The organism is Psychrobacter sp. CLB018 (assembly GCF_041222815.1).
GTDB classification, from domain to species: Bacteria; Pseudomonadota; Gammaproteobacteria; order Pseudomonadales; family Moraxellaceae; genus Psychrobacter; species Psychrobacter faecalis.
Map to the genome: position 1 here is coordinate 693,066 of NZ_CP166085.1, position 22,264 is coordinate 715,329.

Below are 22,264 nucleotides of genomic sequence, written 5' to 3' on the forward strand. Positions count from 1 at the left end.
AAAATCACACAGCACAACAGGGCAGGCAGCATCATGACGTCACAAATTAAAGAGCTACCCGAAGCGATAGCTTGCAAGGGTATTAGCGTACGTACCACCAATCACGCTGAAATCAGCCACGAAACGGCAAAATTAGGCCGCTTATGGCAAAAGTTTTATCAAAACTACATGGGTGATTTGCCTGAAGATCAGGATATTTATGGTATCTACCACAATTATGAAAGTGCTGATTTAGTAGGGGCGTTTGATGTCGTCGCTGGTTGGGAAGTGGGCAATGAGCAGGCGCAGCCGGATAATGCGGCGGTCGCCAATAAGAGTAGTCTTGTAACAATAGCCATTCCCGCAGGGAAATACTTAGTCTTTTCAGAAACAGGTAATATGCCTAATACCGTCATGAATGCGTGGGAGAAGGCTTGGGAGTACTTCAACGACCCAAGCTGTGAGCATACTCGAACTTATAATGTTGATTTTGAGCACTATATTGACGGTAATTTAGAGTATGGACAAGTTGATGTTTATATTGGGATTGAGTAGAGATATTTAGAATATAGCTACAATATTTGAAGGTTTTGTAGGGCGGGTTAGCTCAAGCGTAACCCACCAATTGAATGATTGTATATAAAGGTAGATTAAAGCGGCTTAATACTTATACTCTTTCTAAACACGATGACATTAACACCCGTTAGCTGCTTTAACTCTCTTTCTAAATTTTCAAAATCAGACTTGGTAAGATTTTTGGGGTAGTAGCTGATTGAGAGGTTGAGTTCTGAATCGCCTGAGTAACCAAGAGATTGCAATTTAGCGCCGTAGCTTTCTACAATACTCGCTACTTCGTTAACATGTTCGTCATTATAAATCGAAAAATTTTCTATCTGATCTTGATTAATTGCTGATAGCTGTGAAGTTTTCAGGCTTCCCATATCATCAATTACTTTACTGTCTAAAATGTTTATTACGATAGATGTCCCTACCAACTCTGATAATGTTTTAGCTAATTTTAACCGGTCAGTTTCTGATATATCAGCATTCAGTACATAAATATCAGCTACTGCCATGACCCCTGTATTTGAATAAGCCAGCCCTTGCAACTCACCGCCATAATTTTCGATAATACGTTTTATCTCATTAACTTGTTCATCGTCATTGAGTGCAGACCATTGTAGTTGAGTCATAGAGTTAGATGAGTGGTTAATAGAATTGGATTGATTAGAATAGTCATAGCTAGTACTGCTTCCAGATTCTGTTTTATCGGTATAGATGTTAGGAGATATTTTTTGTGCATTGTCGCAGGCACTTATTGTTAAACTAAAGCCAGTGGCTACACAAATTAAAAGAGGTTTATTGATTTTAAATATTTTCATAACCGCTTCCCTATAGATTACTTATCACCTAACAATAAATTCTCCAAAACCCCTTCATATATCTGCGCTAATCTGCCCAAATCATCTACTTCTACCTTTTCATCGACCTGATGAATCGTGGCGTTACGTACGCCAAGCTCAACCACTTGTGCACCCGTTGGCGCGATAAAGCGTCCATCTGATGTACCGCCAGACGTTGATAACGTGGTATTGATATCAGTAACTTTTTTAATCGCTTGCTGGCAGGCCGTTACAAGTTTGCCTTCTGGGGTTAAAAATGGCTGACCGGATAATTTCCAATGAATATCATAGCTGGCTTTACTATTCTCAAAATATTTATCAAAAATAGCATGAGTTCTCGCTTTTAATTCTTCTTCCGTCGTTTCTGTGGAAAAACGGAAATTAAAGATAACTTTTAGTGTTTCAGGAATGACATTGGTTGCGCCCGTACCGCCATTGATATTAGAGATTTGCAAAGAAGTCGCAGGGAAATACTCGTTGCCGTTATCCCAAGTGGCATTGGTTAATTCTGCTAACGCCGCCATTGCCGCATGAATCGGATTGCAAGCCAGATGCGGGTAGGCAACATGACCCTGTTTGCCAGTGACGGTAAGCTCGGCGCCCAATGAGCCGCGGCGACCGTTTTTGATGATATCACCAAGCGTGTCGGTACTTGATGGTTCACCAACCAAGCAATAAGTGATTTTTTCATTGCGTGCTTCAAGCGCTTCAATGACTTTCACCGTCCCATTGATGGACGGGCCTTCTTCATCTGCGGTGATTAAAAAAGCAATAGAGCCATTGTGCTTAGGATGATTAGCGACAAAACGCTCAGCGGCAACGGTAAAAGCAGCAATACCGGTTTTCATGTCAGCTGCACCGCGCGCCCATAAATAACCATCGGCAATGGTTGGCGTAAATGGCGGATAAGTCCAGTTTTTTTCATCGCCTGTAGGCACGACGTCGGTATGACCAGCAAAACAAATAACCGGATCGGTAGTGCCACGGCGCGCCCAGAGGTTTTTGACTTCCGCATGTTCGCCGCTTTGGTTTCTCTCACCAAAATACATAAACTCGCAATCAAACCCAGCCTGCGTCAGGCGCTCTGACAATATGTCTTGGCAGCCATCATCATCGGGGGTAACGGAAGGGCGTTCAAGTAGGGCGATGCTTAAATCTAAGGTTTGTTGTTGATGGGTTTTACTATTATTTTCTGAACTCATGACAGTCCTAGATATGTTGTTTTGATGTTTATAATTTGAGGTCTGAAAAAATTTAGTTTTTATCCAAGTCAATTTTTTCATAATCGCCGTAATATATTGCTAGATACTCTGTAATGCACTTTTCGGCTGGGCTATTACTATAATTTTTAACTTTTTCACTGTTGTAAGCATGCACATAGCCAGCTGCAGAAATCACATTACCCATTTTATAACTCGTTCCTAATAATCTTAAAGTCTTATGATGACTATTAAAAGTTGCATGTCCTTCGGGAAATACAGGTGTCATCCATCTGCTTCCATCAAATGCAAGTAAACACCCATCCTCATATTTGAATTCAGTAGTAATAACAGTCGGATTAATTATTAGAGGTTCTTCAGGCGTGGATTTTGGCAAATAATAGGTAAAAAATAACTCATTGTCTTTTTGAATATCGGCTTGATGATTAAGCGTCTCGCAGCTCATAATCAGAGGGAGTATAACAAGTAAGAGCAAGCTTCTAAATAAGGTTTTATGCATTGTCATTATCCTTAATTAACAAGGCTTATTTAAAGTAATAGCTAATGGATTTTAAATATTATCCTCAACAAAAGGCACTAGACCATCACGGCGCATCCAAGTCGCGATAGAATAGCGCTGCCGATGGGCAATTTGTACTTGATGTTGTAAGTCACTATCAAATATGACCAGTCGATTGGCAACAGGCATGACATTATGATGGACGCCATGTTTGTCGACGACTTCTAACGCACCGCCATCACTATCACGCCAATCATCATTGAGATAAAATACCGCCGAGATAACGCGCTCATCACGTCCAGCCGGGTTATCGCTATGCCATTGATAGCCAAAACCTACTGGATAGCACGCATAATGTGCCTCACTATGGCGAATACCAGCAAATAAGCTTTGATTGAATAAAGCAGCAAGCGCATTGATACTTTGCAAATAATAGTAGCCTGCAAAGAAGTTTTCGGTAATCCAGCGAATACGGTCGCCGCGAATATCGCTAACCCGAATACCAGCTGTCAGCACGGCGTCACGATAGTCAATAAAACCGCTCTCAGATTGCAGAGCTAACAGCGCTTTATTTTCAAACACATCGTCAATAATCATCCAACCATCATCAACAAATTTATCTAACTGTTTATCGGTTAGCATCTTTTGCCAAGCGACATCAAAGTCGGAAAATTGTAATTCACGCTGAGTGAGCGGCGTTTGACTTTCGTCATCGCTAGGTAGGTATAGTAGTGGCGGGTTATCCGCTCCAATCGGTTGATCGACGACTAACTGTGTTACCTCAAGATTGCTAATAATCTGCGTCATTTTGCCTCACCGTTATCAATAAACATGCCATTCACTGTCAATACACAGCCAATCCATGCCTTTTTACCAAAACCATCGTTATCTTTTACCCTGTCTATGCTACCATAGATGCAATTTTTCTTATTTAAACTTTTGATCTTATGAATTATAAACACGCCTATCATGCTGGTAACTTTGCCGATGTTGTTAAACACATTTTATTGGTACAACTGCTGAATCAATTGGGGCAAAAGAACAAACCTTTTTATGTACTTGATGCTTACGGCGGACGCGGCCTGTATTCGCTTGGCAGTGAAGAGGCGCGCAAAACAGGCGAAGCCAAAGGCGGCATCCAAGCTTTATTAAAAGCGGATATCGAAAAAGCACCGGCGGCCGTCAAAGACTATATGGAAGGCATTAAGCAAGCGCGTTTTACTTATGATAAAAAAGTCTATCCTGGTTCACCTTGGTGGATTGCCCATCATGTTGAAAAAAATCCTGATGCCGGCGTGCGCGGTGAAGCGTTTGAAGCCAAAGCCAGTGAATACGATGCACTAAATTATCAGCTCCATAAATTGCCGATTGGTATTCATCATCGCAATTCTTTTGAAGGTATCGCTGCGGTGATTCCACCAAAAGAGAAGCGCGGTTTGATTTTTCTTGATCCGCCTTACGAGCAAGAGCATAAAGACTTCACCCGCCTGATTGACCTATTGGTACATTCTTATAATAAGTGGCCACAAGGTACTTACGCGTTATGGTATCCAATTAAAAACATGGAAGCGGTTGAGCTGTTTTACAAAAAGCTAAAACGGACTGAAATGAGACGTCAATTGGTCTGCGAGCTCAATATCTATCCTAACGACATCGCTGTTGGTCTAAATGGTACAGGGTTACTCGTTATCAATCCGCCTTGGCAATTTGACAATCACGCACGTGAGATTTTGCGTTTCTTACAGCCGGTGTTAAAAGTTGCGGATGCCCCAGACATGTCTCCTGATAGTGCCACTAATGTGCGCTGGCTGGTCGGCGAATAAGGATATCGTTATGACGACGAATCAATCATCAAGTAGTATGGGCAAAGATAGCCTTGCAAAGGACAGTCTGGTAACCGACAAGGTTATGAATGACGGTTTGGTAAAAGAGCCGCTCTTACAGGATAGTGCTGCCACTCAGCCGCCTTTTGTCGATGAGCATGAGTTCAATATTCGCCTAGCGGATAATGACAATTATGATGGTTTGACCTTTGAGGTGATTGAAGCAGAGGTTGCCGAAGGTAAGCGTGTGGTTAGTCGCGGTGTCTATTTAGCGCCCAATCTGATTACCACTTTATCTCTGCTGTCGGGTTTTTATTCTATTTTAGCCAGTACTCAAGGCGAATTTTATAAAGCCTCACTGGCGATTTTCTTATCCGCTATCCTTGATGGTGCCGATGGGCGTGTTGCGCGTATGCTTAATGCGCAAAGTCCTTTTGGCGAGCAGTATGATTCACTCGCTGATATGTTGGCTTTTGGCGTTGCGCCTGCAATCCTGATTTATAGCTTTGCTTTAGAGCCGTTAGGTCGTATTGGTCTTGGTTGCGCCTTCGTCTTTACCGCTTGCGCCGCGTTTCGCTTAGCACGTTTTAATGTGCAAGTTGGTATAGTCGATAAAAAATACTTCGTCGGTTTGGCAAGTCCGCTCGCGGCTATCTTAGTTACGGCTGCGGTAATGGTTGCGGTCGATCATAATGAATGGGTCGGACAATACGATACTGCCATCATGTTCCTATTTGCGGCATGGGTGGTTATCTGCGGCTTATTGATGGTCAGTAATGTTAAATACTATAGCTTTAAAGAGTTCGATAAAAAGAAAGTGCCATTTGTTGTGCTTATCATTGGCGTATTGGTCATGAGTATCATCTTATATGATATCCCAGTAGGCATCTTAGCCATCGGTATCATCTATGCATTATCAGGTATCGTAACCACCTTAAAGAGTAAAATGTAAGACTAAAGCCAAAATCTCAGATTTAATTCCTAAGCAATCAAGGGGTTAGAAGATATATCAATTTAAATTTTCAAACCCCCTTGACCCCCTACTAAAAGCGCGTATAATGCCACCCAGTCGAAAGGGAAGGGCGTTTAGAAAGTGGTTTGGCACTGAATAAACACCCATTAGCGAGAAAGAACACATCAAACTACTTTTACGTAGGCTGATAAAGTTTTCAAACTAAATAAAAATAACTTCTTGACTAATTAAAATAAGCGTCTATAATACGCACCTCATTAGGGAGAACCGGAACAACTTATATGTCAATTACATATAACAAACCTGGCTAACCCATTGAAACAAATTATAAAAAAGCTTGACAAACCAAATCATTATGATATGATAGTCGGCTCGCTAGATAGGATAAGTTCTTAGCTTAAACTGACTAGCAAAGAGAAAAACCCTATATATCAGTTACTGGACGACAGTAACTTGACACTATTTAAAAGCATAACTAAAGAACAACTTGTGTGGATTTTTGCTGATTCAGAATGCTAAAAAATAAAGTTGACTATCTTTTCTTTTCGGAAAGATTATTAACTATAAAAATTATCATTTAAGACAGCAAGAAAACTCAAAGTTAATTCATTATATGAAACATACGAGAGCGTAATTGCCAGATTAAATGAGCCAAGTTTCGGAGTCTCTTTAAAGGACTTCATGCAAGATTAAACTGAAGAGTTTGATCATGGCTCAGATTGAACGCTGGCGGCAGGCTTAACACATGCAAGTCGAGCGGTAACAGGAGAAGCTTGCTTCTCGCTGACGAGCGGCGGACGGGTGAGTAATACTTAGGAATCTACCTAGTAGTGGGGGATAGCTCGGGGAAACTCGAATTAATACCGCATACGACCTACGGGAGAAAGGGGGCAACTTGTTGCTCTCGCTATTAGATGAGCCTAAGTCGGATTAGCTAGATGGTGGGGTAAAGGCCTACCATGGCGACGATCTGTAGCTGGTCTGAGAGGATGATCAGCCACACCGGGACTGAGACACGGCCCGGACTCCTACGGGAGGCAGCAGTGGGGAATATTGGACAATGGGGGCAACCCTGATCCAGCCATGCCGCGTGTGTGAAGAAGGCCTTTTGGTTGTAAAGCACTTTAAGCAGTGAAGAAGACTCCATGGTTAATACCCATGGACGATGACATTAGCTGCAGAATAAGCACCGGCTAACTCTGTGCCAGCAGCCGCGGTAATACAGAGGGTGCAAGCGTTAATCGGAATTACTGGGCGTAAAGCGAGCGTAGGTGGCTTGATAAGTCAGATGTGAAAGCCCCGGGCTTAACCTGGGAACGGCATCTGATACTGTTAGGCTAGAGTAGGTGAGAGGAAGGTAGAATTCCAGGTGTAGCGGTGAAATGCGTAGAGATCTGGAGGAATACCGATGGCGAAGGCAGCCTTCTGGCATCATACTGACACTGAGGTTCGAAAGCGTGGGTAGCAAACAGGATTAGATACCCTGGTAGTCCACGCCGTAAACGATGTCTACTAGTCGTTGGGTCCCTTGAGGACTTAGTGACGCAGCTAACGCAATAAGTAGACCGCCTGGGGAGTACGGCCGCAAGGTTAAAACTCAAATGAATTGACGGGGGCCCGCACAAGCGGTGGAGCATGTGGTTTAATTCGATGCAACGCGAAGAACCTTACCTGGTCTTGACATATCTAGAATCCTGCAGAGATGCGGGAGTGCCTTCGGGAATTAGAATACAGGTGCTGCATGGCTGTCGTCAGCTCGTGTCGTGAGATGTTGGGTTAAGTCCCGCAACGAGCGCAACCCTTGTCCTTAGTTACCAGCGGTTTGGCCGGGAACTCTAAGGATACTGCCAGTGACAAACTGGAGGAAGGCGGGGACGACGTCAAGTCATCATGGCCCTTACGACCAGGGCTACACACGTGCTACAATGGTAGGTACAGAGGGCAGCTACACAGCGATGTGATGCGAATCTCAAAAAGCCTATCGTAGTCCAGATTGGAGTCTGCAACTCGACTCCATGAAGTAGGAATCGCTAGTAATCGCGGATCAGAATGCCGCGGTGAATACGTTCCCGGGCCTTGTACACACCGCCCGTCACACCATGGGAGTTGATTGCACCAGAAGTGGGTAGCCTAACCTTTTAGGATGGCGCTCACCACGGTGTGGTTGATGACTGGGGTGAAGTCGTAACAAGGTAGCCGTAGGGGAACCTGCGGCTGGATCACCTCCTTATAGACAGCATTCGGTCAGCAAGAATTCACAACAAGTTGTTCTTTAGTTTAAGCTTACGTTTATACAAGCGTAATTTGGGTCTGTAGCTCAGCTGGTTAGAGCACCGTGTTGATAACGCGGGGGTCAGTGGTTCAAGTCCACTTAGACCCACCATTTATATATGGGGCCATAGCTCAGTTGGTAGAGCGCCTGCCTTGCACGCAGGAGGTCAACGGTTCGACTCCGTTTGGCTCCACCACTATAAACGCAGTAAGCTTTGAATGCTAATAAATAAAATAGGTATCAAACAGAAACAAGTGATTCCAATATAGCAATATATTATCTGATTACTTCTTTCTGTTTTATACGGAAACTTACTACTCGACGAGAGAGTAAGAACTATTTAAAAACATAGATATGAGTCTGGGTTAGAGTGGCGTGTTCACGCGACACTCTAACCTTAAGAAATCCTCTTTTAACGACATTGTTTGTTATCCCAAAGAGGATTTCTTAAAAAAATAAAGAGAACTGAATCAAGCGTAAACATAGGTGATATCGTTATCATAATTAGATTGTATGACACTTTGAAGTCGAAAGACTACTTGGGGTTGTATGGTCAAGTAATGAAGCGCACATGGTGGATGCCTTGGCAGTCAGAGGCGATGAAAGACGTGACAGCCTGCGATAAGCTTCGGGGAGGCGGCAATATCCTGTGATCCGGAGATTTCTGAATGGGGAAACCCAGCTAGCATAAGCTAGCTATCTTATATTTATATAAGAGGCGAACGAGGGGAAGTGAAACATCTCAGTACCCTTAGGAATAGACATCAATTGAGATTCCCCTAGTAGCGGCGAGCGAACGGGGAGAAGCCGATTAATGCTAATGTAGAAGAACAGCGTGGGAAAGCTGACCGTAGTAGGTGATAGTCCTGTATTCGAAACATTAGCGTTAACATATTAAGTAGAGCGGGGCACGAGAAATCCTGTTTGAAGATGGGGGGACCATCCTCCAAGGCTAAATACTCCTGACTGACCGATAGTGAACCAGTACCGTGAGGGAAAGGCGAAAAGAACCCCTGTGAGGGGAGTGAAATAGAACCTGAAACCGTGTGCGTACAAGCAGTGGGAGCCTTAATTTATTAGGGTGACCGCGTACCTTTTGTATAATGGGTCAGCGACTTATATTCTGTAGCAAGGTTAACCGTTTAGGGGAGCCGTAGGGAAACCGAGTCTTAATAGGGCGATTAGTTGCAGGGTATAGACCCGAAACCGAGTGATCTATCCATGAGCAGGTTGAAAGTGCCGTAACAGGCACCGGAGGACCGAACCCACTGTCGTTGAAAAGCCAGGGGATGACTTGTGGATAGGGGTGAAAGGCTAATCAAACTCGGTGATAGCTGGTTCTCCCCGAAAGCTATTTAGGTAGCGCCTCGGACGAACACCATTGGGGGTAGAGCACTGTTTCGGCTAGGGGGTCATACCGACTTACCAAACCGATGCAAACTCCGAATACCGATGAGTGATATCCGGGAGACACACAGTGGGTGCTAACGTCCATTGTGGAGAGGGAAACAACCCAGACCGCCAGCTAAGGCCCCAAATTCCTAGTTAAGTGGGAAACGAGGTGGGAAGGCATAGACAGCTAGGAGGTTGGCTTAGAAGCAGCCATCCTTTAAAGAAAGCGTAATAGCTCACTAGTCGAGTCGGCCCGCGCGGAAGATGTAACGGGGCTCAAACTAGGAGCCGAAGCTGCGGATTTGAATTTGTTTTCAAGTGGTAGGGGAGCGTTGTGTAAGCCTGTGAAGGTGTGTTGTAAAGCATGCTGGAGGTATCACAAGAGCGAATGCTGACGTGAGTAACGATAATGCGAGTGAAAAGCTCGCACGCCGGAAGATCAAGGGTTCCAGTCCAACGTTAATCGGGGCTGGGTGAGTCGACCCCTAAGGCGAGGCCGAAAGGCGTAGTCGATGGGAAATCGGTTAATATTCCGATACTTGTTTATAATGCGATGGAGGGACGGAGTAGGTTATGTCAGCCTGGCGTTGGTTGTCCAGGTGAAAGGATGTAGGCTTACAGTTTAGGCAAATCCGGACTGTAATACGGCTGAGATCTGATAGCAAGCGGTACTTGTACCGTGAAGTGGCAAATACCATGCTTCCAGGAAAAGCTTCTAAGCAATAGTTATAAACGAATCGTACCCTAAACCGACACAGGTGATCAGGTAGAGAATACCAAGGCGCTTGAGAGAACTCTGCTGAAGGAACTAGGCAAAATGGTACCGTAACTTCGGGAGAAGGTACGCTGCCGATGGTGATAGGACTTGCTCCTTGAGCTGTTGGCAGTCGCAGATACCAGGCTGCTGCAACTGTTTATTAAAAACACAGCACTCTGCAAACACGAAAGTGGACGTATAGGGTGTGATGTCTGCCCGGTGCTGGAAGGTTAATTGATGGGGTTAGCGTAAGCGAAGCTCTTGATCGAAGCCCCAGTAAACGGCGGCCGTAACTATAACGGTCCTAAGGTAGCGAAATTCCTTGTCGGGTAAGTTCCGACCTGCACGAATGACATAATGATGGCAGCGCTGTCTCCAGCAGAGACTCAGTGAAATCGAAATCGCAGTGAAGATGCTGTGTACCCGCGGCTAGACGGAAAGACCCCGTGAACCTTTACTACAGCTTTACATTGAACTTTGACCTGACTTGTGCAGGATAGGTGGGAGGCTTTGAAGCCGAGACGCTAGTCTTGGTGGAGCCATCCTTGAAATACCACCCTGGTCATGTCGGGGTTCTAACTCAGGTATAACAATACCGAGGACAATGTATGGTGGGTAGTTTGACTGGGGCGGTCTCCTCCTAAAGAGTAACGGAGGAGTACGAAGGTGCGCTCAGAACGGTCGGAAATCGTTCATAGAGTATAAAGGCAAAAGCGCGCTTAACTGCGAGACCCACAAGTCGAGCAGGTACGAAAGTAGGTCTTAGTGATCCGGTGGTTCTGTATGGAAGGGCCATCGCTCAACGGATAAAAGGTACTCTGGGGATAACAGGCTGATACCGCCCAAGAGTTCATATCGACGGCGGTGTTTGGCACCTCGATGTCGGCTCATCTCATCCTAGGGCTGAAGCAGGTCCTAAGGGTATGGCTGTTCGCCATTTAAAGAGGTACGCGAGCTGGGTTTAGAACGTCGTGAGACAGTTCGGTCCCTATCTACCGTGGGCGTTGGAAATTTGAGAGGATCTGCTCCTAGTACGAGAGGACCAGAGTGGACGAACCACTGGTGTTCGGGTTGTCATGCCAATGGCATTGCCCGGTAGCTACGTTCGGATGGGATAACCGCTGAAAGCATCTAAGCGGGAAGCCCACCTCAAGATTAGATTTCCCTAAAGAGCCGTTCAAGACTAGGACGTTGATAGGCAGGGTGTGGAAGCACAGCGATGTGTGTAGCTAACCTGTACTAATTGCTCGTTTGGCTTGACCATACAACACCCAAGTGGTTTGTATCAAGTCTAATTATTTCGATATCACCTTAATCCTTGGTTCAGTTGGATTAAGATGACACTAGTCATTAAACACACAGACTCATATCTAACCCCCTTTGCTGACGACAATAGCATGATGGCACCACCTGATCCCTTCCCGAACTCAGAAGTGAAACATCATCGCGCCAATGGTAGTGTGGCTCCGGCCATGTGAGAGTAGGTCATCGTCAGCTCTCTATTCCGATTACCCCCTGCGACTTATGTCACAGGGGGTTTTCTTTGTTGATGAGTTTTAATATTTATTATATATATTTAAAATGTTTAAAAATCGCTATGATACAAGCCTTATATAGTGTATCGATATTAATTTTCATTAACTATATCTACTACAATGGGAAGGGAACAATATGACATATGGAGCACAGTTGTTATCTTTATCCATGGAAAAGCTACCATTACCAAAATCTAGTATCCCCTACTCTGATTTATCTATTCTTATATCAATTAAAGATATTCATACATATGAATATGAGCTAAAGAAGTTAGCTCAAAAATTACCCTATGGAACGAAATCTTGGCCGAGTTTTGGTCAATATGTTGAAGATAGGTGTAGAGTAGTAGTTAATGAGTTTCAACACCAATTAGAATATTGTGAACGTGGAAGTTATCGAATCATAAATAATTGTGAAAACATTATTGATTTAAGTTATCAGATATTAAATATTGCCTTTCCTAGTCTGACACCCTCTGCCTTAAAAGTAGCAAATAGTCTAGATCAAACTATTGATCAACGATTGATCCTTTGGCTGGGTATGAGCTCAGAAATATTCTACATGTATACTGTGAATAAATATTTTGGTATACGTATGTTAAATGCCAATGTCACTTGGATGTGTGAAGAGCTTGTTAGAATGGAGGTTTTTGAAAACCCTTTCACTGCACTTCATAGCGAAAAGTATATAGTACAAGGGCTAATGCTAAGTGGTTTACCACAGATCATGGCCTCAAAACTTTATAAAGAGTTATTAAATGAGTGATAGTATACTGTTGATATATAAATTATATCGTTCAATATATTGTTGAATCTAAGTGGTTATTAAATAACTCTTCCTAATTGTATTAAAAATTTTGATTTACTGTTTTTCGTATGAGAGAAAACTATGACAACCTCGAAAGTAACTTACCAAGGCGATCTGCGTACTACCGCCATTCATCTGCAATCAAACAATGAAATTATTACTGATGCGCCAGTGGATAATCAGGGTAAAGGTGAAGCATTTTCACCGACTGATTTATTGGCAACCAGTTTAGCAAGTTGTATGCTGACGATTATTGGTATTAAAGCGCGTGATATGGAAATCGACATTGTAGGTACTACCGCTGAGGTGACCAAAATAATGGCAGCTGAGCCAAGACGTGTCAGTGAAATACATGTCGAGATCACTTTTAGTCAAGCATTAGACGATAAAACGCAAAAAATATTTTACAACACTGCGCTGACTTGTCCGGTTGCGAAAAGTATCCATCCTGATATCATTCAAAAGGTGACTATTAAATCTAAGAGTTCTTAACTGCAAGAACTAATAACTTCTATAAAGGTGTTGATATGGCTAGCAAAACCTTACTTATCGTCGCACATGCGCCATCACCGAATACCAAAAAGCTAGCGCAATCAGCCTACGATGGCGCTAATCATCCCGATATAGATATCAACGTCATACTTAAATATCCTCAAGATACGCAACCTGAAGATGTGTTGGCAGCCGATGCATTATTATTAGGCACGACTGAGAACTTGGCATATATGGCGGGGCTGACCAAAGACTTTTTTGATCGCTGTTATTATCCGGTGTTAGAGAAGAAGCAGGGCATGCCGTTTGCACTATATGTTCGTGCAGGTCATGATGGTACGGGTACCAAGCTTGCCCTAAAAACTATTACCACTGGATTGCGTTGGGAATGGATTCAAGAAGCGCTGATTTTACAAGGTGATTGGCAAAAGGTATTTACTGAGCAAGTCGAAGAGCTGGCAATGACATTGGCAGCTGGGGTAGAAGCGGGCATTTATTAATAAGGTGTTTTTATGATTAAGGATAACTTAGGTAATATAGTTTCTAATCTACCATTTTCTCAAGCTTGCGAAAATAATCAGCAGCCAATACTAGAAGTCTTACAGCAAAAGTTAAAAAATTCGCATCATGTCTTAGAAGTGGGTTCAGGGACGGGGCAGCATAGTGTCTATTTTGCGCCGCGATTGACGCATTTACACTGGCAGACCAGTGATGTGTACGCCAATCACGCCATTATCAACGCTTGGCATACTGCGTATCTAGCGCCTAATTTATATGCGCCGCTCAGCTTTGACGTAGCGTCTGATTCAATACCGATAAATAAGACTATCAATACGCCTTACGATGCGGTATTTACCGCCAATACTCTGCATATTATGTCTTGGTCGTCGGTTACTCGATTATTTGAACTGGTTGGTGATATGCTACCTTTAGAGGGTAAGCTCATCATTTATGGACCCTTTAACGAAAATGGCCGTTATAGCAGTGATAGTAATCGACAGTTTGACTATAGTCTTCGACAGCGGGATAGCAACAGTGGTATTCGTGCTATAGAAGACATCATAGAAGTGGCAGAAAAACAGCATTTATTGCTAATAAATCGCTATAAAATGCCCGCCAACAATGAGATATTGGTTTTTCAGAAAAAAGCTGATATGCCATAATATTTAAAAACTATCTCTTAAAGAGTATTCTTTAAAAATTTACTACTCTTCCTCTTAACCATCGTAATCCTATTTATCCGCTAAACCCTTAAAAATCTTTTTATAGCGTTTAGTCACCCTTCATACATATCTGCTCATCAGCTTTTTCTGTCTTTATTCTCATCATGATTTCACTATAAAAGCGTGTTTGCAAACAGACGTGATTTGGCTGATGCGTAACCAAAAATCAACACGCTTAACGATATATGTGACATACCTAGGGCAGATTTTGAGTAATATAATTGATGAGCTTATCGATGCTGTCATGACTTAATGTTTAACAGCATTCTCATCTATCAAGAAACAATCGCACTGAACACAGACAATTAAACGACATGTGAAGTCAAAGCTATCTCTAAGGATATAAAACTGTGTTGGTGTTTATTTGGTGGGCTACCTGTAGTCCATTTTACTCATTAGCTAGGATATTTTATGAAGAAGAATATTGATCATACCGACCCCGCTAAAAATATGAATACCGAACGTGGTAATGGCGGCGAAACGCATCAGCGTGCTGATGGTGATACAAGAGCGATGACCACCCAGCAAGGTGTTGTCATTTCTGACAATCAAACCTCGCTTAGAGCCAATACTCGTGGCCCCACGTTATTAGAAGATTTTGTTTTACGCGAAAAAATTACGCATTTTGATCATGAGCGTATTCCTGAGCGTGTGGTACATGCGCGTGGTAGTGCCGCCCATGGTTATTTTGAGCTGACCGAATCATTAGAAGAGTATACGACAGCGAAAATTCTTACCGAAACGGGTAAGCAGACGCCTTTATTTACCCGTTTTTCTACCGTAGCCGGTAATAAGGGCTCAAAAGATACGCCACGAGACGTTCGTGGCTTTGCGGTAAAGATGTATACTGAAGAGGGTAATTGGGATTTAGTCAGTAACAATATGCCGATTTTCTTTATTCAAGATGCAATGAAATTCCCTGATTTGGTGCATGCGGTTAAACCAGAACCTGATCGTGGCTTCCCGCAGGCAGCCTCTGCCCACGATACCTTTTGGGATTTTGTTTCACTTAGCCCTGAGACCATGCACAATGTCATTTGGCTAATGAGTGACCGTGCGCTGCCGCGTAGCTTTAGTATGATGGAAGGATTTGGTATCCATAGTTATCGCTTTATCAATAAAGATGGTAAAAGTACCTTTGTGCGTTTCCATTGGAAGCCGGTTAATGGCGTGCAGTCATTAATTTGGGATGAAGCCGTTAAAATCTCGGGCGCCGATCCCGATTATAATCGCCGCGATTTGTTTGAGTCGATCGAGCAAGGTTATTTCCCTGAGTGGCATCTTGGCGTTCAACTCTTTACTGAAGAAGAGGCAGCGACATTCCCATTTGACCATTTAGATGCGACTAAACTGATTCCTGAAGAGTTGGTTCCAGTAAAAATCGTTGGTAAAATGGTGCTAAACCGTTATCCAGATAACTTTTTTGCAGAAACGGAACAAGTAGCGTTTTGTCCATCGCACGTGCCACCGGGCATCGATTTTAGTAATGATCCATTGCTGCAAGGTCGACTGTTTAGTTACCTCGATACTCAGCTTTTCAGACTAGGGTCACCAAACTTTGCTCAAATTCCAATTAATGCGCCAAAATGTCCATTTGCCAATAATCAGCAAGACGGTTATATGCAAATGCACGTTCCGAAAACCAGAACGCTTTATGATCCGCAAAGCTTAGACCCTGATCGTCCGCGTGAAAACCCGAAAAAAGGTTTTGAGTCATTTCATGAGCAGTTAGATGATGGCGTTAAAGGTCGCGTACGCGCTGAAAGCTTCGCGGACCATTATAGTCAGCCGCGTATGTTTTACCGTAGCCAGACGCCAGCTGAACAAGCCCATATCGCTTCTGCCTATGCGTTTGAGCTCGGTAAAGTAGACACCCCTCATGTGCGAACTCGTATGCTCGGCCATTTAGTGAACATTGACGAAGATTTAGCAAATCGTGTGGCAATGGCATTAGGAATGAAGCTACCAGAAGCCATAGAGCCAGCAGCGCCAGTACAAGATTTGCCAACCTCTGAGCCGCTACAAACCATTGGCCGTACGCCAAAGAGTTTAAAGGCACGAATGATTGGTATTTTAGTCGCTGAAGGCTCAAAGCATAGTGAGATTAAGAAATTTGAAGAGGCGGCTATGGCAGAGGGCGCTCGCGTTAAGATTGTGGCACCAAATAAAGAGGTCACTTTAGATGATGGCACTATCATACAAGCCGATGAGCGTGTCGCTGGTGGTCCGTCAGTCATGTTTGATGCCGTGGTGAGTATCATCATGCCTGACCAAGCGAAGAAGCTGGCTAAAGACAGCGCAACGTTAGATTGGTTCAATGATGCTTATGTGCACTGTAAAGCGATTGCTTATTGCGGCGCGACCGATGAGTTTATCTTAAGCAAACTACCCGTTGAAAAAGATGCGTTTGTGACGCCACTCGCTGAGCTTGATAGCTTTATTGAAAATGCCAAATCACGCTTGTGGGAGCGTGAGCCAAAGGTACGCGACTTGGCCTAATTGACATTTAGCTTATTAACTCCCTCTTGTAATAATAAGGAACTCAGCCGCTGCGCTGGGTTTTTTATTGGGTAACGTTTTAAATATCCTATCAATACGTTATCAGCGATTTATCTCTAGTCACAAGCGTTCACTCAAAGACATTTATTTTAGGATAACGGGCGTTATACTAAAGGCTAAGTTTTCATCGTATTAGCAATAAGATTAATAAATCATTCGTTAATAAATCATAGGAATGACAAGAAAAGCGGTCAAGGAAGATAAATGAGTTTATGTCAAATTGTACGTTTGGATGGCTATATTCAAAGTAGCTATCTGGCGGTTTATCCAGATAAATTAATGCTATTGGACGGCGGTTGTCGCCCTGATGTGGCGCTGGTGTTGGATTATATTAAAGATACGCTAAAGCGTCCTATTACTGATTTAAAAGTAGTGGTCGTTACCCATATGCATCCAGATCATGCCGGCGGCGCGCATAAGCTTAGAAAAGCGACTAGTTGCTTGATTGTCTCGGCTGCTAGAGAAACGCAGTGGTATAGCGGCATCGGCGGGCAAGTTATGCATTTGATTGATTTGGGTTTAGCTCACTATGTGGCCAAGCGACAAAGACGTCCTTTTAAAAGGCTATGGTACCCGGCGCATTTGCAGCCTGATTTGACCGTTAGTGATGGCGATACCGTGCCGCATTTTGATGATTGGCAGGTATTTGAGACGCCAGGGCATACAGATCGTGATTTGTCTTTATTTCATCTGCCAAGTCGTCAAGTTTATACCGCCGATTTAATCATCAAGCTACGCCATAAGTTTGTTGCGCCATTTCCTATTTATGATCCCAAAGTTTATATCCAGTCGCTACAAAAGGTAAAAGACTTACAACCGTCTAATGTCATGATGGCGCATGGTTGTGAGTTGGGTATCGATGCTGCAACTTTTGACAGTCTAATTGCGCAAGCGCCTAAACATCGGCGCACCATCAAAGATACCGTTAAGCATAAATTGCTTTGGCGACAAGATGATGGCTTTAGCCTCCGTAAGCGTAAACGTTGAAAGCTAAAAACGTTTACGCTACAAACTAAATTTTCACTAAAATAAAAAGCGCATAAAAAAAAGCCCAATCATTAAATGACTGGGCTTTCTTAAATATGGTGGGCCGACCGCGACTCGAACGCGGGACCAATTGATTAAAAGTCAACTGCTCTACCAACTGAGCTATCGGCCCTGAGAAGCGTTAAAAAATTGCATGACAATTTTAGCTTCGCAAGATAAATTTCCTTAAAGGGAAATTTATTAAAACTAGACATCAAAAACAATGTCTTTAAACTTATTACGCCACTACCGGATAGGGTAGCATACATGACAAGGATACTACTAAATATGGTGGGCCGACCGCGACTCGAACGCGGGACCAATTGATTAAAAGTCAACTGCTCTACCAACTGAGCTATCGGCCCTGAAGAGCGTATAAAAAAAGCAATGCTTTTTTAGCTCTGCAAGATAAATTTCCTTAAACGAAAATTTATTAAAACCAGACATCTAAAAAATGTCTTAAGCTTAATTTCTTTATTTATGGATTAACCAATATCAAAAGAGGCAATAAGCTTGTTTACCCGTTTAGATTATTTGTATCTCTAAACGTGAGAGCACATTATATATATAATTATGACAATTACAACCCCGAATGCTAAAAAAAGTGCAAATCCGTGTAAATTAATCCTATTTTTTTAAATTTAAGCGTTAACTGACTTTTAGAGACCTTAGAATTTTATAATAATTACGTTTTGAGAGCCATTTTCACCCTTGTTTTTAACGCTATCCTTTAACTTTATTCATAAAATTATTCTAATCTCTAGATAGAGCCTCTACGGGATCTAATTTAGCGGCGTTACGAGCGGGCAAGAAGCCGAAAACAACCCCAATCAGTGTCGAGCAAATAAAGGCGGCAATAATAGATGTTGGTGAATAAATGACTTGGAAGCTATCGCCGCCGACACGATTGATGATTTCACCGATGGCAAATGCCAGCCCAATCCCCAATAGCCCGCCTAAAATACAGACCAAAACGGCTTCAATAAGAAACTGCTGCATAATATCGCTTTGACGGGCACCAACGGCCATCCGTACGCCAATCTCATTGGTGCGTTCGGTCACTGATACCAGCATGATGTTCATGACGCCAATACCGCCGACGATTAGCGAGATAATAGCGATAGAAGATATCAGCAAGGTCATTGTTGCGGTGGTCGCTTCAATGGTTTGGCGAATCGAGTCTGAGTTACGGATGCGAAAATCATCGGTGCCATGCCGACCTATCATAAGCTCAGAGATAGCAGCTTCAGCGGCGGCAGAGGAGATATTGTTATCAATCAGCGCGACAAAGCTTTCAATATAAGCGCTGCCTATCAGCCGCGACATCATGGTAGTGTAGGGCATATAGAGCGTAGGCGAATCAACGCTACGACGAAAGCCGCCATCGTTTGGCTCTAAGACGCCAATAACGCGCCCAGGAACGCTGCCTATGAGTAAGACTTCGCCAATCGGATTGGCATTGTCGGGGAAAAAGGTTTTATTGGCATTATCATCGATAATAATATCTTGGGTACGGCGTAAGATACTTTGTTCATCGAAACCTTGACCTAGAGCTAACTTTTCACCGCTGACATCAAGATAGTCTTTACCAACACCGCTGATACTAGCAGCTTCTTGGATATTACGATAGCGGACGTTCATATTGCTATTGAGCTGCGGGCTGACACTGACCACATACGGCTGGTCAGCGACCGCTTGGGCGTCTTGCGGCGTTAGATTGTCATCGTTGTACTGCCGCCTAGGGTCGCCGTAGGGGTAGCCGTCGGTGACGGTGATAGTATTGGTACCTAAAGAGCTGATATTGGACAATATCTGCTCTTGTGAACCTTTACCGAGACCGACGACTGATACCACCGACGCAATACCAATGATAATTCCTAACATCGTCAATAAGGTGCGCATTTTATGGGCGCGCATGGCCAGCAAGGACATTTTAAACGCTTCAAATAAGCGGTCGATAAAGCTGCTGAACGCGCTTTTACGGTGCTTATCTATGACAGCCGCTGGCTGTGGTTCTGCATGTTGATAATCGTCATTTTTATAATCAGCGATGATATAACCGTCTTTGATTTCGATAACACGCTCAGCTTGGGCGGCAAGGCTAGGGTCGTGGGTGACCATGATGATGGTATGACCTTGGGCGTTTAAATCTTTGAGGATTTGGACGACATCTTCGCCCGATTTACTATCAAGCGCACCCGTTGGCTCATCGGCTAAGATGATATCGCCGCCATTCATTAGCGCCCTTGCGATAGAGACACGCTGCTGCTGACCACCTGAGAGTTGGCTTGGACGATTATTGACCTTGTCACCGAGTCCTAAGTCTGACAATAGCTTTTCGGCACGCTCGTTGCGAACTTGTCCATCCATCCCTGCATAGACTGCGGGTACCGAAACATTGTCGCGGGCGTTGATATCACCCAACAGATGATAGCGCTGAAAAATAAAACCAAAGTGCTCACGGCGTAGTTTTGCCAACTCATCGGCATCTAGACGGCTGACCGATTGACCAAATATTTTATAATCACCCGCCGTTGCTTGATCTAAACAGCCCAAGATATTCATCAAGGTGGATTTGCCTGAGCCCGATTGGCCAATGATAGCGACCATCTCACCTTGGTTGATGGTCAAATTGATATCATGTAAGACGCGAATGGTCTGTTCACCAGCTGGAAACTCTCTAATCAAGCCTTTGACTTCCATCAAAGGCTTGCCAGTGGCATTAAGCGTCGGGTGTTGATTACTCATTTGCTATCCTGCTTATCTTAAATCTTAAGTCATTATCAAAGCCAAAGCTGATGTATTGCTGGCGCCGATTTATTTAAATATTCTTAGCAAACTTTAAATACTAGAAGGGTCGACCGCCTCTGCCACCTTTACCGCCTTTGCCTTTATCAGTACCTTCCTCGCTTAATATGACTTCATCACCTTCTTTTAGACCGCTTAATATTTCCGCATTAACCCGGTTATTGATACCGACTTTGACCGTTTGCTCAACGACTTCGCCATCGGCTTTAAGGACACGTACCATCGCCGTGGTTGCACCAGAGTCATTGTCCGAAAGAGAACTCTTATTGACACTCGCGGCAGTATCAGCAGTAGCTGCGCCTTTTTTAGCATTACCAGACTTGCGAGATTTACTGTCAGGCTGCAAGGCTGCAGAGGGAATAAGTAGTGCATTTTTTGCTTGGTTGATGACGATATAAACTTGCGCAGTCATATCGATACGAAAGCGGCGCTCGGTATTAGGGACTTCGATATAACCGACATAGTAGATAGCGGCATCGGTCGAGCTGGTGTCGCTGATTTTCTCAGGAGCGGGTTCGATGGCTTTGAGGGTCGCGTCGTATTTTTGGTCGGGATTACCGATGATATTAAAATAAACGGGCAAGCCTGCTTTGACGTTAATGACGTCGGCTTCAGAGATTTGCGCATTGATACGCACGGTCGATAAATCGGCTAAGGTCACGATGGTTGGCGCAGTCTGATTGGCGTTGACCGTCGTCCCTTGCTCAGTGGTCACCGATACTACCGTCCCTGACATCGGCGCGCGAATGGTGGTATAGCTTAAATCTTCCTGCGCGGTGCTAACGTTGGTTTGAGATTTACGTAATGCTGCCTGTTGACTGTTGATATTGGCCTCAGTTGTTGCAATCGCTGCTTCTGCAGTATCGATAGCAGCGCGCGCATTGGCGACTGATGCTTGTGCAGTAGCAACTTTGGTCGCTTGCGTATCGTAATCTTGCTGTGATATGGCATCGATAGCCAGTAAGCCTTGCAAGCGTGAGAAGTCTGCTTGTGCTTGCTTTAATTCAGCTTGACGGCTGGCAAGATCCGCTTGCGCGCTTTTTAGACTTGCTTGACGACTTAGCGACTCGGCACGGGCGCTTTGTAACGCCGCTTCACTTTGCTCGAGGCTCGCTTGCTCATTACTTAAATTATTCTTTTGTGTCACCTGATCAATCTGCGCAATTAAATCGCCTTTTTTGACCTCGTCGCCGACGTCGACAAACAGCCGCGTTACTTCACCAGATACCTGCGCCCCAACATCGACGGTATTTAACGCCTTTACTTTACCCGATGCCATGACGTTATTTTCGATATCGCCAATCTCAGCGGTCGCCGTTAGATAGTTGGGTGTGGTGTCTTTTGGTTTAAAGGTTTTGTAGGCTAAAGCCCCTAAAGCTACGATGACAAGGGCAATAATGCCCCATTTAATAGCAGACTTTTTGCTCATTTTGCGCATGACAACAATCCAATCACAGTTAAATCAAGTGTAGCTATAGTAGAGGCTTGGCGCCCA

General features: G+C 43.8%; 15 protein-coding genes, 4 tRNA genes and 3 rRNA genes. 14 read left to right on the forward strand and 8 right to left on the reverse strand.

What is annotated here, in order from left to right; genetic code table 11:
- Window positions 1-33 precede the first annotated feature (33 nt).
- Complete coding sequence (locus tag AB8P72_RS03120; protein WP_369957953.1) at window positions 34-534, forward strand: GyrI-like domain-containing protein; 501 nt, start codon at window positions 34-36, stop codon at window positions 532-534.
- Window positions 535-629: 95 nt separating this feature from the next.
- On the opposite strand, the gene AB8P72_RS03125 is transcribed toward AB8P72_RS03120, so the two are convergent.
- Genes AB8P72_RS03125 through AB8P72_RS03140 form a run of 4 tightly spaced genes read right to left on the reverse strand, consistent with a single transcriptional unit; the run spans window position 630 to window position 3,908 of the window.
- Window positions 630-1,361 carry a hypothetical protein gene (locus AB8P72_RS03125; protein WP_369957954.1) on the reverse strand — a complete coding sequence of 244 codons (732 nt, stop codon included), beginning with the start codon at window positions 1,359-1,361 and terminating at the stop codon, window positions 630-632.
- A gap of 17 nt (window positions 1,362-1,378) precedes the next feature.
- A complete protein-coding gene (dapE, locus tag AB8P72_RS03130) occupies window positions 1,379-2,584 on the reverse strand; it encodes a succinyl-diaminopimelate desuccinylase (protein ID WP_369957955.1) in 1,206 nt (401 codons plus the stop codon).
- 52 nt (window positions 2,585-2,636) lie between these two features.
- The gene (locus tag AB8P72_RS03135; protein WP_369957956.1) at window positions 2,637-3,101 is read right to left on the reverse strand and encodes a hypothetical protein; all 465 of its coding nucleotides are present in this window, start codon (window positions 3,099-3,101) and stop codon (window positions 2,637-2,639) included.
- A gap of 51 nt (window positions 3,102-3,152) precedes the next feature.
- Window positions 3,153-3,908, reverse strand: a complete 756-nt coding sequence (locus tag AB8P72_RS03140; protein WP_369957957.1) for a 2OG-Fe(II) oxygenase — start codon at window positions 3,906-3,908, stop codon at window positions 3,153-3,155.
- A gap of 140 nt (window positions 3,909-4,048) precedes the next feature.
- On the opposite strand from AB8P72_RS03140, the gene AB8P72_RS03145 reads away from it, so the two are divergent.
- The 13 genes from AB8P72_RS03145 to AB8P72_RS03205 all read left to right on the forward strand — a co-directional run bounded on the left by AB8P72_RS03145 (window position 4,049) and on the right by AB8P72_RS03205 (window position 17,922).
- Window positions 4,049-4,924, forward strand: coding sequence for a 23S rRNA (adenine(2030)-N(6))-methyltransferase RlmJ (locus tag AB8P72_RS03145; RefSeq protein ID WP_286796846.1), 876 nt, complete (start codon window positions 4,049-4,051; stop codon window positions 4,922-4,924).
- A gap of 10 nt (window positions 4,925-4,934) precedes the next feature.
- Window positions 4,935-5,876 carry a CDP-diacylglycerol--serine O-phosphatidyltransferase gene (gene pssA, locus AB8P72_RS03150; protein WP_144297693.1) on the forward strand — a complete coding sequence of 314 codons (942 nt, stop codon included), beginning with the start codon at window positions 4,935-4,937 and terminating at the stop codon, window positions 5,874-5,876.
- A gap of 712 nt (window positions 5,877-6,588) precedes the next feature.
- Window positions 6,589-8,127, forward strand: a 16S ribosomal RNA gene (locus AB8P72_RS03155).
- A gap of 76 nt (window positions 8,128-8,203) precedes the next feature.
- Window positions 8,204-8,280, forward strand: a tRNA-Ile gene (locus tag AB8P72_RS03160).
- A 9-nt stretch (window positions 8,281-8,289) separates the two neighbouring features.
- Window positions 8,290-8,365: transfer RNA gene (locus AB8P72_RS03165), tRNA-Ala, on the forward strand.
- Between the two features lie 355 nt (window positions 8,366-8,720).
- Window positions 8,721-11,582 (forward strand): 23S ribosomal RNA (locus tag AB8P72_RS03170).
- 118 nt (window positions 11,583-11,700) lie between these two features.
- Window positions 11,701-11,815, forward strand: a 5S ribosomal RNA gene (gene rrf / locus AB8P72_RS03175).
- The 16S, 23S and 5S rRNA genes sit together here with 2 tRNA genes alongside, the layout of an rRNA operon.
- A gap of 174 nt (window positions 11,816-11,989) precedes the next feature.
- A complete protein-coding gene (locus AB8P72_RS03180) occupies window positions 11,990-12,619 on the forward strand; it encodes a hypothetical protein (RefSeq protein WP_305935873.1) in 630 nt (209 codons plus the stop codon).
- Window positions 12,620-12,742: 123 nt separating this feature from the next.
- Window positions 12,743-13,153 (forward strand): OsmC family protein, encoded by a 411-nt coding sequence (locus AB8P72_RS03185; RefSeq protein WP_305935872.1) that lies wholly within the window; start codon window positions 12,743-12,745, stop codon window positions 13,151-13,153.
- A gap of 35 nt (window positions 13,154-13,188) precedes the next feature.
- On the forward strand, window positions 13,189-13,653 hold the full coding sequence (locus AB8P72_RS03190; RefSeq protein WP_369957958.1) for a flavodoxin family protein: 465 nt from the start codon (window positions 13,189-13,191) through the stop codon (window positions 13,651-13,653).
- A 12-nt stretch (window positions 13,654-13,665) separates the two neighbouring features.
- On the forward strand, window positions 13,666-14,316 hold the full coding sequence (locus tag AB8P72_RS03195; RefSeq protein WP_369957959.1) for a DUF938 domain-containing protein: 651 nt from the start codon (window positions 13,666-13,668) through the stop codon (window positions 14,314-14,316).
- A gap of 471 nt (window positions 14,317-14,787) precedes the next feature.
- Window positions 14,788-16,875: a catalase gene (locus AB8P72_RS03200; RefSeq protein WP_369957960.1), complete on the forward strand. Its 2,088-nt coding sequence runs from the start codon at window positions 14,788-14,790 to the stop codon at window positions 16,873-16,875.
- A 264-nt stretch (window positions 16,876-17,139) separates the two neighbouring features.
- Complete coding sequence (locus AB8P72_RS03205) at window positions 17,140-17,922, forward strand: MBL fold metallo-hydrolase (RefSeq protein WP_369957961.1); 783 nt, start codon at window positions 17,140-17,142, stop codon at window positions 17,920-17,922.
- Between the two features lie 96 nt (window positions 17,923-18,018).
- Here AB8P72_RS03205 and AB8P72_RS03210 read toward each other — a convergent pair.
- The 4 genes from AB8P72_RS03210 to AB8P72_RS03225 all read right to left on the reverse strand — a co-directional run bounded on the left by AB8P72_RS03210 (window position 18,019) and on the right by AB8P72_RS03225 (window position 22,207).
- Window positions 18,019-18,094, reverse strand: a tRNA-Lys gene (locus AB8P72_RS03210).
- 156 nt (window positions 18,095-18,250) lie between these two features.
- Window positions 18,251-18,326 (reverse strand) — tRNA-Lys (locus AB8P72_RS03215).
- Window positions 18,327-18,714: 388 nt separating this feature from the next.
- Window positions 18,715-20,709, reverse strand: a complete 1,995-nt coding sequence (locus AB8P72_RS03220) for a MacB family efflux pump subunit (protein ID WP_369957962.1) — start codon at window positions 20,707-20,709, stop codon at window positions 18,715-18,717.
- Window positions 20,710-20,809: 100 nt separating this feature from the next.
- Entirely contained in the window at window positions 20,810-22,207 is a 1,398-nt protein-coding gene (locus AB8P72_RS03225; RefSeq protein WP_369957963.1) for an efflux RND transporter periplasmic adaptor subunit, read from the reverse strand.
- Window positions 22,208-22,264: the final 57 nt, after the last annotated feature.

Bases quoted from the DNA above. Each gene is read 5' to 3' on its own strand.
- AB8P72_RS03120 (WP_369957953.1), top strand. From the start codon at position 34: ATGACGTCACAAATTAAAGAGCTACCCGAAGCGATAGCTTGCAAGGGT.
- AB8P72_RS03125 (WP_369957954.1), bottom strand. From the start codon at position 1,361: ATGAAAATATTTAAAATCAATAAACCTCTTTTAATTTGTGTAGCCACT.
- dapE (WP_369957955.1), bottom strand. From the start codon at position 2,584: ATGAGTTCAGAAAATAATAGTAAAACCCATCAACAACAAACCTTAGAT.
- AB8P72_RS03135 (WP_369957956.1), bottom strand. From the start codon at position 3,101: ATGCATAAAACCTTATTTAGAAGCTTGCTCTTACTTGTTATACTCCCT.
- AB8P72_RS03140 (WP_369957957.1), bottom strand. From the start codon at position 3,908: ATGACGCAGATTATTAGCAATCTTGAGGTAACACAGTTAGTCGTCGAT.
- AB8P72_RS03145 (WP_286796846.1), top strand. From the start codon at position 4,049: ATGAATTATAAACACGCCTATCATGCTGGTAACTTTGCCGATGTTGTT.
- pssA (WP_144297693.1), top strand. From the start codon at position 4,935: ATGACGACGAATCAATCATCAAGTAGTATGGGCAAAGATAGCCTTGCA.
- AB8P72_RS03180 (WP_305935873.1), top strand. From the start codon at position 11,990: ATGACATATGGAGCACAGTTGTTATCTTTATCCATGGAAAAGCTACCA.
- AB8P72_RS03185 (WP_305935872.1), top strand. From the start codon at position 12,743: ATGACAACCTCGAAAGTAACTTACCAAGGCGATCTGCGTACTACCGCC.
- AB8P72_RS03190 (WP_369957958.1), top strand. From the start codon at position 13,189: ATGGCTAGCAAAACCTTACTTATCGTCGCACATGCGCCATCACCGAAT.
- AB8P72_RS03195 (WP_369957959.1), top strand. From the start codon at position 13,666: ATGATTAAGGATAACTTAGGTAATATAGTTTCTAATCTACCATTTTCT.
- AB8P72_RS03200 (WP_369957960.1), top strand. From the start codon at position 14,788: ATGAAGAAGAATATTGATCATACCGACCCCGCTAAAAATATGAATACC.
- AB8P72_RS03205 (WP_369957961.1), top strand. From the start codon at position 17,140: ATGAGTTTATGTCAAATTGTACGTTTGGATGGCTATATTCAAAGTAGC.
- AB8P72_RS03220 (WP_369957962.1), bottom strand. From the start codon at position 20,709: ATGAGTAATCAACACCCGACGCTTAATGCCACTGGCAAGCCTTTGATG.
- AB8P72_RS03225 (WP_369957963.1), bottom strand. From the start codon at position 22,207: ATGCGCAAAATGAGCAAAAAGTCTGCTATTAAATGGGGCATTATTGCC.